This window comes from Methylorubrum podarium (genome assembly GCF_040270385.1).
Lineage (GTDB): Bacteria > Pseudomonadota > Alphaproteobacteria > Rhizobiales > Beijerinckiaceae > Methylobacterium > Methylobacterium podarium.
Genome location: NZ_JBELQE010000090.1, coordinates 35,195 through 46,559, shown reverse-complemented (window position 1 = coordinate 46,559; position 11,365 = coordinate 35,195). Strand labels below are relative to the sequence as shown.

The following is an 11,365-nucleotide window of genomic DNA, read 5'->3' as shown; positions in this document are numbered from 1 at the left end:
AGGTCTTGAAATTTGCGGCGGCGCCCCGGAGGGGCGCCGACCGGTCAGGCGTTGCCCGAGGTTTCGAAGTCGGCCGGCGAGGCCGGCGCCGTCTCCGGAGCCTGGGCGGCATCGACCGGACCGCCGATCCGCTCGGCAATCGGCGTCAGGTTCCGCAGCGACGCGAGGTGCAGATAGACGAGCTCCATCTCGTCCGCCTGCATCAGCTCGGCGAGCTGCTCGGGCGAAAGCGCCTTCAGGCGATCGCGGTTGACCACGCTGAAGCCGGACAGGGTGGAGCGCTGGCCGCTGCGCAGCGTGAACTGCGCCTGCATCGGCTCCAGCAGGCCGAACTCCTGGAGGCGCTTCACGAACAGCTTCGTGCGCTGGAACTGCACCTGGTAGGCCTGGAGGAAGCCCAGGACGTTCTGCAGGTACTGCGTGCGCTCGCCGTCGGCATCGAACAGGCGCTCGCCGCGGCCCTCGTCGTTACAGCCCGAGAAATCCTCGTCGACGCAGAGCGTGAAGGTGGCGTCGGCATCGTTCGCGTTGTCGCTGGAGAACACGAACGGGTAGCGCCGCAGGAAGGCCGGGACGTAGGTGCCGGCCCAGGCGCCGGATTCGGAGACGTAGAGGTTCTCGCTGTCGCGGATGCCGAGCAGCGCGACCGGGATGATCTCATCCTCCGCGCCACCAAAAACGATAGTGAACTCGGCCGCGGCGTTCGGAAACTCGGCGACCATCAGCGGAACGGAGTTGACGCCCCGCGCGAAATCAAACGACGCGCCGGCCTTGACTGACCACGATCCGTGACGCTGCCGGGTCACCGGTACGGCACGCTCATAGATGAGAAGCTGCTTACTCATTCCGACCCCACATTGCGACGCTTGTGCGATTCCCGCATCTTCGCGTCCTGCTGCATATCAGTACCGCACCCCCTTGGAGAGGGATTGTTCAGCATTTCGATTGACCCAGCGTCTCAGATCCCGCCCGTTGCGCGGGGCGGTCCCCTCTTGCCGTGACCAATCCGGGCGGATCCATTTCGAATCTCGAAGCCGTGGAAGCAATCGCGATCGATGTCCTCGCAAAAATAGTCATGCCGTCGACGGGGCTGGCACCGGCCGGAGGTGGGTCCGCACTTTCAATCATCACGCAATCATCGAGCGCACCGAACGGGGTTTGCGGTGGGATCGATGAGATCAACCTTGCCGGTCTGATCCCGCCCGATGCAGCCGAGCATCGGCTGCCAGATCGATCCCTGATATCTGAGAAAATCTATACCGTTTCGTATCGAATTTTCCGATGATGTAATGCGAATTGCTTTGGAAGCGAGCAAGCGGCAATCGGATTACACAGAGAAGCATTGCAAAGACGCTGTCCGCGTGCGGATTTTGGACCGCCGACCGGGGGCGCTCGCCGCGGCGTGGCATTGCTGCGGACAGCATCAGCTCTTGAAACCGACGCCGCCTCCTTTAATTCTGCCGAAATCGCAATCCGCATGGGCGAAATGCGGACTCTGATCAACACATTTAGAGGTTAATAAGGATTATGACTGATTTATGCCTGAGATGCCAGAAGATTTGATGATTCCGCCCCGGGGCATTCTGCGTTGACGTCATCCGAAAGCAGCGCCGTCGTGAATTCCGCATCGTTTTCATGGCCGCGTTCGTCACATTTCGGATTCGAAAAAGTTCTCTCATGGTTGCCTCGGAAGCTGAGTCTCCAGTGACGTCCCTCCATCGACTGGATTACCTCACCACCGGACTGCCGCACGCGGAAGCGGCCGAGATCTGGCGAGGGGTCGTCGGTCCTCTCTTCGAACCGCGGGCCTTCCATCCCGACCAGCGCAGTCCGACCGGCTCGGCGAGCGGTGCCGTGATCGGCGACATCATGGTGGCGCGGGTCGTCTTCTGCGCGCAGAGCTATCGCCGCGACCGCGACCTCATCGCCCGGACACCGGACCACATCCTGTTCCACCTCTACAATGTCGGCGGCTTCAACGGCCTGATCAGTGGCCGGCAAACGACGATCTGGTCGTCGCAGGTCGCGATCATCGACCTCGCCCAGGAGGTCGACACGCTCGCCGCCTCGTCGGACACCGTCGCGCTGATCGTCCCGCGGGTGCTGCTGCGGGGGCTCGCCGACAATCCGCTGCCGCCGCGGCTCGATCCCGGGCGGAACCGGCTGCTCGCCGCGCATCTCATCGCCTTGCGCGAACGCAGCACGCTCCTCGAAGAGCCGGACGTCGAAGAGGTCGTGACGCAGACGCTCGACTTCCTGCGCGCGCTGCTCGATCCCTCCCGTGCCGAGGAGATCGTCGAGACGCCGGCCCTCGCCACGACGCATCTGGCGCTCGCCGAGCAGACGATCCGCACCCACCTCGCCTCGCCGGACCTGTCGCCGGAGATGATCGCCAGCGAGATCGGCGTCTCGCGCGCGACCCTCTACCGGATGTTCGCTCCCTACGGCGGCATCATGCGCTCGGTCCAGGAGCGGCGTCTCCTGGCGGTCCGGGCCGCCCTCAGCGATCCGCTGGAGACGCGCCGCCTCTCCCGGCTCGCGGCGGATTTCGGCTTCCGCGGCAAGGTCCATTTCAGCCGCAGCTTCCGCGCCCAGTTCGGCATCACGGCGAGCGAGTTCCGGGCCGAGCAGGTCGCGCTGGCGCAGAAGGACGCGCGGACCGATCTCGAAGTGCTCCACGATTGGTGGCCCCGGCTCGGAAGCCGCTGACACGGAGTCGCGTTCCGAAGACCCCTTTCGGCGGAGAACGTCGGAAGCGCCGCCGGCTCAGGCCGGGGCCCGGCTCCAGCCCTGCCGCCGGGCGCCGGGCAACGGGCGGACGAGGTCGGCCTCGAGCCCGAATTTCTCGATGTAGGCGGTGTTGAGACCGAGGCATTCGCGGGACGTGCAGACGTCCCGGTGGACGCATTGGTAGAAGCCGTTGCGCTCGAATTCGCGCCAGAAATCCGGATCGATATGCAGCTCGGGCTGGCCGTTGACGAGCGCATCGCCGAGGTCGCCCAGCAGGCATTCCGGAAAGTTCTTCACCTCGACGGCCCGTCCGAGCGCGCGGGCGCGCAGAACCGCCGCGCGCAGGTAGGGCAGGACGTCGGCGTGACGGGCGACGAGGCCCTTCTCGTCGCGCTCGGACATCGGGAAGTAGACCCAGAACTCCATCTGGGTCAGGCGCTCGAGATGGGCGAGCCGGTCGACGAGATCGGGCAGGAGGCGGTAGCTCCGCTCGGTGACCACGGTGTTGGTGAGGGTCTCGACCCCCTCCATGGAATCGAGGGTTTCGAGGCCGCGAAGGGCCCGCTCGAACGAGCCCGGCACCAGGGTGAGGGCATCGTGGCTGGCCGCGTCGCTGCCGGCGATGGAGACGAAGAACTCGTCAACGCCGGCCTCGACCAGCCGGCGGCAGAAGCTCGGCTGGCCGAGATGCATGCCGTGGGTCTGGATGCGGACATGGGAGAAACCGCTCGCCCTCGCCCGGCGCGCCAGTTCGGGCAGGTCGCGCCGCAGGGTGATCTCGGAGCCGGTCAGGATCAGCCCGGTCCAGCGCCGCTCCCGGGCGTTGCGGGCGAGGATCTCCTCGAAATGCGCGTCCGATTCCGGCGCGAGCCGGTCCATCGTGCCCTCGATCATGCAGTGGATGCATTTGAGGTTGCAGCGAAACTCCATCGTCAGGGAGACGTAAGCCGCGTGGTCGTAGCGTCCCATCTTGTCCCGCCCCTTCAGAGGAGACCGTAATACGCGCTCTTCGTCACCGTCAGCCTGCCGTCGATCACCGCGTAGTCGATTCCGACATCGAACAGCAGGTGCGACAGGCGCCGCCGCTCGGCTTGCACGAAGTCGCGGATCGCGGGCGGATAGGCGAGCCGGTCGAGGAAGGCGATCAGCCCGTCGATGCCGACGCGCGAGAAGTAGACTCCGTCGCACAGGCGCTTGTTGGCCACGACCACGACGCCGCAGCGCATCAATTCGGGCCACAGGATCGCGTCGAGATCGAGGCCGGGCAGGTCGAGATGGGCCGAGCAGGCGGCCTTGGCCCGGATCGCCTCGCCCTCGCGCGCGGCGTCGAAGAAGCTGTAGAGGTTGTCGAAGACGAGGCCCTGCGCGGAGAGCCCGTAGCTGAGGCCCGACGAGACCGCGCTGCCCGGATTGCCGACATAGATGTTGAGGCGGTCGAGGTCGCGCTCGCCCCGCGCCAGCGCGTCGTCGAGGTCGAGCGAGAACATGAAGTAGGGCCGCGCGCCGGCGTAGCGCAGCCCGCAGGGCGCGAAGGGCGCCAGGATCGCCAGCACGCGCTCGATCGAGACCGTCCGGTCGAGCCGGGCGTAGTCGTAGAAGTAGAACTCCCAGGTGGTGACGCCGTCCCGGAGCTTGGCGCCCCAGACGCTGCGTCCGGGGCCGAGGCCGGCGCGCAGCGCGTCGCAGATCGCGAAGAGCCGGGGATCCGCGCCCGCGCAGGCCAGGGAGTGCCAGAGAAGGCTCGCCTGCCGCAGGCGCCCCGCAATCGGCCCGACCGGCTCGTAGTCCCACAGGCAGTAATCGGCGTAGCGGTCGCCCGGGGCGGCCATTTCCAGGCGTGCGGGGTCGGGGCGGCTCATGCGTCGGCCATGCCGGAATAGACGGTGAGGAAGGGCTTGCCGTCGCGCCCGATCCCGCCGGCGACGTGGCCGAGGGCCTCCTCGCGCCTCTGTGCCAGCACCTCGGCGGCGTCGGGGGGCGGGATTCCGAGATCGACGAAGGCTTGGCCGATCACCATCTCCGCCTCCCCCATCGTCAAGCCGCAGGCGTAGAGGTTGAGATCGTAGGAGAGGCGCGATCCCGGCTCCTCGCGGGCTTCGAGATAGTGGATGGCGCCGTGCCCGCGCTCCTGCGCCAGCCGCAGGATGCTTCGGGCGACGCCGAGCACGGTCTTGTCCGAAGCCTCCCAGCCCTCCGCGAGGGACAGGAGCCGCGCCTCGATCTGCCGGGGCTCGCGCACCCGCGGCCAGTGATAGAGCGTCACCACCGGCGTCTCCGTCCCGCCCACGCGCCACTTGTAGGCGCGGTGGACCAGGATCGGCTCCGCGCCGGCCGCGTCCCGCCCGCGCCACGCCGCGTCGGCCTGGGCCGACCACTCGACGTAGAGCTTGTAGAGCGCGCCGGACGGCCCGTCCTCGTAGCCGAGATGGAGGAGGTCGGCCCCGCCGATCAGGCCGGCGGCTTCCGCCCGCTCCGGCGGGCGCAGGCCGAGCGCGGCAGCGAGCCTGTCGAGGGTCTGCGCCGGGTCGAGGCCGAGGCTGCTGCGGTGCAGGCTGACGAGGAAGCGCTCCGTCTGCAGGCCGTCGGAGGTGGCCTTCACCGAGCGCTCGTAGCCGAAGGGCTGGCCGAGGCCGGCGACGAGGTCGGCGAGCCGGCCCCCCGCCGGGGTCCGCCGCAGGATCGCCGGGCCCTCCTTGGCCGCCGCGGCCCTCACCCGCACCGCCGCGCCGGTCGCGGGCGCCGGGCCGTGGAGGGCCTCCAGCAGGCGGCCATGCGGGGCCATGGTCTCGGCGACCTGGGCCGAGCGCGCCCGGATGCTCGCGAGAAGCCGGCCGATCTCGCGCCCGTCGGCGATATCGACCGGTGCGAAGGGACGGCGCGGCAGGAAGTCGGCCCCCGTGAACAGGAGGTAGTGGTCGCCCTCGCCGAAGACCGCCTTCGCCTCCGTCTCGACATGGCCGGCCGTCTCGTAGAGGTCGAGGCGGTCGGCGAGGCGATCGGGAAGCGGGACGGCGCGGGCGGCGGCCCAGAACGGCTCGGGCCGGCGACCGAGGACGAAATGCGCGGCCACCGCCTGCGAGGCGTCGTCGTGGCGGCGGTTCATCCGCGCAGCGTAGGCCCGGCGCAGCACGTCGTTCGCCTTCTCGCGCGGCAGGTAGGCGACGAAGGCTTCGAGCGCGGCGATGACGAGATCGAGGCCGAAGCCTCCCAGAGGCTCGACCGCACCGGCCGACGCGCCCAGGGCGACGACGTTGCGCTGCCACGGCGCCCGGCGCCGGCCGGTGTGCAGCCCCGCCCGCGTCACCTCGCCGGCGTTCCCCGACGCGGTCTGCAGGAGCGCCTGCGCCGTCTCGGCCGAGGTGGTGCGGCTGTCGTAGACCAGCGCGTGGACGGTCCGGTCGGCCAGCGGCAGCGACGCGACCCAGCCCTCCGCCAGGCCGCGGTAGAGGGTGAAGGAGGCCGGCTCCGCCTCCCGCGCCGCCGACAGGGCGGCGACGCGGTCGCCGCGGCCGCCCTCCCCGACCCATGCCTCGCCGAGCCCGGCGCCGATGATCTCGGCCGCCGCCCCGGTGCAATCGAGGAAGACGTCGCCCTCGACCGTCTCGCCCCCGTCGAGGACGAGGGTGGCGACGTCGCCGTATAGGTCGCGCTCGATCGCCCGAACGCGCCCCGGCACGACGCGAACGCCCTCGGACACCGCGATCTCGCGGAAGAACCGGACCAGGCCCGCCCGGTCGAGGTGGTAGCCGTAGTCGCCGGATTCGACGAGCGAGGAGGTGCCCGCCTCCGGGTGGGGGCCGCGCCCGGCCGCCGCCATCAGCGTCTGCGGCGCGTAGTCGGCGTAATCGCCGGCCGCGATGCCGACGCTGCCCTCGCGCAGTTTCAGCCAGTAGTGGAACAGGTCGCGACCGGCGATCCGCGGTCCGCAGGCGCCGAAGGGATGCCAATGGCCCTGCCGGCTCGCGAACCAGTCCTCGAAGCGGCCGGCCAGCCGGTAGGTCGCCGCGCAGCGGCGCAGGAAGATCGCCTCGTCGATGCCGAAGCCCTGCAGGAAGCGCGTGAAGGCCGGGCGCGTCTCGATCGCGCCGGACGGTCCGGACGCCGGGGCCGGGGCGACCAGGGTCACCGTCCAGCCGACCCGGCGCAGGGCGCGCTTCAGGGAGGCGGCGGCCATCCAGCCGGCGGGACCGCCGCCGGCGACGACGAGGCGCGGCGGTGCGGAGCGTTCGGACCTGAGCATCGGACAGAGGGCTCCGCGAGCGCCATGGCCTCACGCCGTCGTCGGCACGGCCGCGTGGGTGGACGGGATTCCGGATCGGACGGCGGCGAGGTGGTCGGCGAGGGTGCCGGCCCCGAGGACCTGGTCGGCCGCCGGCCGGACCCGCTCGCGCTGGAGCGCGTAGACCGGGTGCAGCAGCGTGTCGTAGCGGCCGAGATAGGCGTCGAGCGCCCCGAGGAAGCCCGGCGCGGCGGAGGGGTCGCGCCGGGCCTCCGTAGTGAAGCTGCGCAGCTTGCGCGCCAGCGCGACGTCGAGGGGCAGGTCGAGCCAGACCAAGTGGTCGATCTCCGCTCCCGTGCCGGGATGGGCTCGGCCGAGCAGGGTGTCGAGGACGATGACGGGCCGCGCACCGCGCCGCGACAGGCGCAGCGTCCCGCCGCGCTCCCGGTCCGGCACCGGCTCGCCGCGCCGCAGCCGTGCCAGATCCTCGGCGAATCCCGGCAGCGGCACCGCGTCGAAGGGGGCGCCCTCGGCGAGCCACGCCGCCACCCGCTCCGGCGGCCAGGCGGTGATGGCCTCGTAGGCGTCGTAGGCGAGCACCGGCGCACCGAAGTGGTCCGACAGGGCACGGCAAAGGGTCGATTTCCCGCTGCCCGGCGGTCCGGACACGGCGAGGACGAGGGGCGTGCTCACGGCGCACCGCCGGGCTTGCGCGCCTCGATCAGGTGGAACGGCGCCTCCAGGGCGATGCGGCGCACGCTGACCGCGACGAATCCGTGGGTTTCCAGCGTCTCGGTGTACAGGTCGGCCTCCCGGAAGAAGGGCTGGAACACGAGGTCGGCGGATTGGACGTAGCCGGGCGCGCGCGCCCGCAGGTCCATGGGCGCCCGCTCGTAGATCACGAGGCGGCCGCCGGGGGCGAGGGCCTGCGCGGCGCGTTCGAGCAGGGCGCGGGCCGCCTCCGCCGGCCAGTCGTGCAGGACCGATTTGAGGGTGATGAGGTCGTGCCCCTCGGGAAGGGGGTCGCGCCGCATGTCGCCGGCGCGGAACGCGACGCGGGCGCCTTCCGGCCGGTCCGCGAGGTTCTCGCGGCCGAGGGCGCAGACGACGGGCAGGTCGAACACCGTCGCGTCGAGCGCCGGGGCGCGGCGGCAGGCCTGGGCGGCGAACTCGCCGCTGTTGCCGCCGAGATCGAGCAGGCGCCGATGGGAAGCGGGTTCGATCCGGTCGAGGCAGGGGCCGGCCTCGTAGCGGGTCAGGCAGGTGGTGTAGGCGACCCAGCGCCGGGTCGCGTCGAGGTTTTCCGGCGTGATCTCGAAGCAGCGGTCGTAGCGGAACAGCTCGAAGGTGCGGGAGGCGGCCATGAAGGCCGGCAGGTCCGCGACGAAGGCGGGGAAATGCCGGCGCAGATCCTCGGAGGCGGCGGCGGCGAAGGCGAGCTTCGCCTCGATGAGGTCGCGGCAGGGCAGCACGGCGCGGAACGCCTCGCTCAGCCCGATCCGTCCCGGCTCCGGCTCGGCGGCGATGCCGGCGCCGACGAGAAGGCCGGTCAGGCAGGCGAGCTGCGGCGGGGCGAGGCGAAACTCGTCGGCGAGAACGGCCGCCGCGATGTCGGAGCGGCGGGCGAGACGGTCGATCAGTCCCGATGCGAAGGCGAAGCTGAGGGCGTGCGCGGCGGCTTCGCTCTCGAGGAAGCGGTCCACGTGCGGAAAATCCGGCCCCGCCGCCTCCGGTGCCGATCCTGCCTGCCGCCCCCCGGCCGGCATCAGCGCGACGCCGCGCGCAGGCGGCAGTCGGACGCCCCGTCAAAGCTTGGGCGTGGAGGAAGCCTTGAATTGAGACGCTGGGTCAACGCATTTTTCTTCGTGGCCATTGCTGCCGCCACATTCCATTCGTGATCGAATCGCACAAACCGTGCAATAGCTCCTATCGCCCTGTGTGCCATAAATGCAAGGCGACTTGGTTTCGCTGGGATCGCAAGGCAAGCCGCCGTTCAAGGGCGGCTTTATTCGTGCCATATCTTGACGAGGACTTGGGCGCCGCGTTCCGCTCCGGCATCGGGCCGGCGGTGACTTCACAGGGTCCAAGGTGACGTCGCGCGGTGGCGCGCGAGGATGAGGGAGCAGTCGTGAGCGAGAGCAGCAAGCCCGGTTCCGCCGATCAGGTCCGCGCGATCGAGTGGCGTGAGGACAGCATGACGACGCAGTTCGCCAACGTCGTGAACGTGCAGGGCACCCGCGAGCAGGTGGATCTGTTCTTCGGCACCAACCGGACCTGGAACCTCGCCGCGACCGAGAACGTGGTGGTCGATCTCTCGAACCGCGTGATCCTGACGCCGCTCGCGGCCAAGCGCCTGCACTCCGTCCTCGGTGGCGTCCTGGCCGAGTACGAGAACCGGCACGGGCGGCTCGACCTCGACGCCTGACCATCCGGCCCCGGCGCCGCGCCCGACGCGGCGGCGGGGTTTTCCCACAGCAAGACCCTGAGCGCCGTCAGTCGAGGAATCCGGGGGCCATGAGCGAGCGATTGGCGGTGGAGGGCTCGCCCGTTTCGGGTCTGTCCGCGGCGGGCCCGGCCGCGCGCCTCTCCCTGCTGGAGCCGGCCCTGTGGCAGGTGCTCCGGACCGCCCAGACGCTCCAGGCGGCGGCGGACGCCTGGCTCACGCTCCAGGCGCCGATGCTCGGTGCGGAGCGGGCCTGCGTCCTGCTGCCGGGGACCTCGGTGGGGCTCGCCCCGCTCTCCGTGTTCCCGGCCCAGTCCGAGTGCGAGGCCGGCCTGCGCGAGACCGCCGAGGCCGCCCTGCGGGAGAACCGCCCGGTCGTGCAGGCGATGGCGGAGACCGGGCCGCTTCCGGGCGCCGCGCCGCACGGAGCGGGCGCCTGGATCGCCCTGCCGCTGGCGCTCGACGAAGCGTGCTTCGCCGTCGCCGCCTTCGCCCTCGACAGCCTCGACAAGGACGAGCTTCGCGCCGCGATCCGTCAGGTGCAGTGGGGCAGCGCGTGGCTCGTCGCCAAGCAGGCCGAGCTGATCGGGCGCGGCGAGCGCCGGACCCTGGCCCGCTCGCGCTCCGTCCTCGACCTGCTCGCCGGCGTCCTGGAGCAGTCGCGCTTCTCCGCCGCCTGCACCGCCGCGGTCACGGACCTCGCCATCGCCTTCTCCTGCCAGCGGGCGGCGATCGGCTTCGTGCGGCGCGGCAGCACCCGGATCGCGGCGATCTCGCACTCGGCCCAGTTCGGCCGCGAGATGAACCTCGTGCGCCGCCTCGGCGCCTGCATGAACGAGGCGATCGACCAGCGCAGCCTGATCCTGTTTCCCGCGTCCGAGAACGAGGCCACCGTCACGACGGCGCATGCCGACCTCGCGCGCCTGCAATATGGCGGCCGGGTCCTGACCGTGCCGATGCTGGTCGACGACCGCTTCGTCGGCGCCATCACCCTGGAGCGGCCCGCCGACCAGCCCTTCAGCCTGGAGACGGTCGAGCAGGTGAGCGCCTGCGCCGCCGCCATCGGACCGGTGCTGGAGGACAAGCGGCAGAACGACCGCTGGCTGGCGCTGAAGGCCGCCGACGCGGCGATGAACGGCGCGCGGCTGGTCTTCGGCCCGAACCGGACCGGGCTCAAGCTGGGTCTCGCCGCCGCCCTGGCCCTCGTCCTCGCCCTGTCGGTGATCCAGACCGACTACCGCGTGACCGCCGATGCCCGCGTCGAGGGCCTCGTGCGCCGCTCGGTCGTCGCCTCCTACGACGGCTACCTCAAATCCGCCGGGCACCGGGCCGGCGACACCGTGCGCAAGGGCGACCTCCTCGCGGCCCTGGAGGACCGGGACCTCGCCCTGGAGCGCCTGCGCTGGGTCACGGAGCGCCAGCAGCGCACCTACGAGTACGACAAGGCGCTGGCGACCCGCCAGCCGGCCACGATCAACGTGGTCAAGAGCCAGATCGATCAGGCCGAGGCGCAGATCCGGCTGCTCGACGAGCAGATCGCGCGCTCGAAGTTCACCGCACCCTTCGACGGGCTCATCGTCTCCGGCGACCTCTCGCAATCCATCGGCGGCGCCGTCAGCCGCGGGCAGGTGCTGTTCGAGATCGCGCCGCTCGACAGCTACCGCGTCGTGCTCAGCGTGGACGAGCGCGTGATCGCCGACCTGCACGAGGGCCAGACCGGGCACATGCTCGCCACTTCGCTGCCCGATCAGCCCCAGGCGCTGACGATCCAGACCATCACCCCCGTGGCCGAGGCCAGGAACGGCCGCAACCTGTTCCGGGTCGAGGGCCGGATCGCCGACGGCGCCACGCGGCTGCGGCCGGGCATGGAGGGCATCGCCAAGGTCGACGTGGACCGGCGGCTGCTCGCCTGGATCTGGGCCCGGCCGGTCGTCGATTGGCTGCGTCTCGCCCTCTGGCACTGGTGGCCGTGA

At 70.7% G+C, this 11,365-nt stretch carries 10 protein-coding genes; 4 read left to right on the top strand and 6 right to left on the bottom strand.

The genetic code is table 11. From position 1 onward, the window contains the following. Positions 1 to 44 precede the first annotated feature (44 nt). Positions 45 to 845 carry a SapC family protein gene (locus tag ABS772_RS17665; RefSeq protein WP_238255315.1) on the bottom strand — a complete coding sequence of 267 codons (801 nt, stop codon included), beginning with the start codon at positions 843 to 845 and terminating at the stop codon, positions 45 to 47. A gap of 152 nt (positions 846 to 997) precedes the next feature. Between ABS772_RS17665 and ABS772_RS17660 the strand changes: the two genes are divergently transcribed. Together ABS772_RS17660 and ABS772_RS17655 are read left to right on the top strand one after the other, a co-directional pair. Beyond that, positions 998 to 1,285, top strand: a complete 288-nt coding sequence (locus tag ABS772_RS17660; RefSeq protein WP_350396103.1) for a hypothetical protein — start codon at positions 998 to 1,000, stop codon at positions 1,283 to 1,285. 419 nt (positions 1,286 to 1,704) lie between these two features. Further along, positions 1,705 to 2,709 (top strand): helix-turn-helix domain-containing protein, encoded by a 1,005-nt coding sequence (locus tag ABS772_RS17655; protein ID WP_350396102.1) that lies wholly within the window; start codon positions 1,705 to 1,707, stop codon positions 2,707 to 2,709. A gap of 57 nt (positions 2,710 to 2,766) precedes the next feature. Here the strand turns inward: ABS772_RS17655 and ABS772_RS17650 are convergent, their stop codons facing one another. Genes ABS772_RS17650 through ABS772_RS17630 form a run of 5 tightly spaced genes read right to left on the bottom strand, consistent with a single transcriptional unit; the run spans position 2,767 to position 8,652 of the window. Continuing rightward, positions 2,767 to 3,699, bottom strand: coding sequence for a radical SAM protein (locus tag ABS772_RS17650; RefSeq protein WP_350396101.1), 933 nt, complete (start codon positions 3,697 to 3,699; stop codon positions 2,767 to 2,769). A gap of 14 nt (positions 3,700 to 3,713) precedes the next feature. Beyond that, a complete protein-coding gene (locus ABS772_RS17645; protein ID WP_350396100.1) occupies positions 3,714 to 4,589 on the bottom strand; it encodes a hypothetical protein in 876 nt (291 codons plus the stop codon). Next, positions 4,586 to 6,970 (bottom strand): tryptophan 7-halogenase, encoded by a 2,385-nt coding sequence (locus ABS772_RS17640; RefSeq protein ID WP_350396099.1) that lies wholly within the window; start codon positions 6,968 to 6,970, stop codon positions 4,586 to 4,588. Before ABS772_RS17640 ends, ABS772_RS17645 begins: the two co-directional genes overlap by 4 nt. Before the next feature lie 30 nt (positions 6,971 to 7,000). Next, the gene (locus ABS772_RS17635) at positions 7,001 to 7,642 is read right to left on the bottom strand and encodes an AAA family ATPase (protein ID WP_350396098.1); all 642 of its coding nucleotides are present in this window, start codon (positions 7,640 to 7,642) and stop codon (positions 7,001 to 7,003) included. Further along, positions 7,639 to 8,652, bottom strand: a complete 1,014-nt coding sequence (locus ABS772_RS17630) for a methyltransferase (RefSeq protein ID WP_350396097.1) — start codon at positions 8,650 to 8,652, stop codon at positions 7,639 to 7,641. The genes ABS772_RS17635 and ABS772_RS17630 overlap by 4 nt, the downstream gene beginning before the upstream one ends. Positions 8,653 to 9,077: 425 nt before the next feature. Between ABS772_RS17630 and ABS772_RS17625 the strand changes: the two genes are divergently transcribed. Both ABS772_RS17625 and ABS772_RS17620 read left to right on the top strand, forming a co-directional pair. Continuing rightward, positions 9,078 to 9,374 (top strand): DUF3467 domain-containing protein, encoded by a 297-nt coding sequence (locus ABS772_RS17625; protein ID WP_238255737.1) that lies wholly within the window; start codon positions 9,078 to 9,080, stop codon positions 9,372 to 9,374. Positions 9,375 to 9,463: 89 nt separating this feature from the next. Continuing rightward, the gene (locus ABS772_RS17620; protein WP_350396095.1) at positions 9,464 to 11,365 is read left to right on the top strand and encodes an HlyD family efflux transporter periplasmic adaptor subunit; all 1,902 of its coding nucleotides are present in this window, start codon (positions 9,464 to 9,466) and stop codon (positions 11,363 to 11,365) included.

Coding starts and splice junctions, on each gene's coding strand:
- ABS772_RS17665 (WP_238255315.1), bottom strand. CDS start 845: ATGAGTAAGCAGCTTCTCATCTATGAGCGTGCCGTACCGGTGACCCGG.
- ABS772_RS17645 (WP_350396100.1), bottom strand. CDS start 4,589: ATGAGCCGCCCCGACCCCGCACGCCTGGAAATGGCCGCCCCGGGCGAC.
- ABS772_RS17650 (WP_350396101.1), bottom strand. CDS start 3,699: ATGGGACGCTACGACCACGCGGCTTACGTCTCCCTGACGATGGAGTTT.
- ABS772_RS17640 (WP_350396099.1), bottom strand. CDS start 6,970: ATGCTCAGGTCCGAACGCTCCGCACCGCCGCGCCTCGTCGTCGCCGGC.
- ABS772_RS17620 (WP_350396095.1), top strand. CDS start 9,464: ATGAGCGAGCGATTGGCGGTGGAGGGCTCGCCCGTTTCGGGTCTGTCC.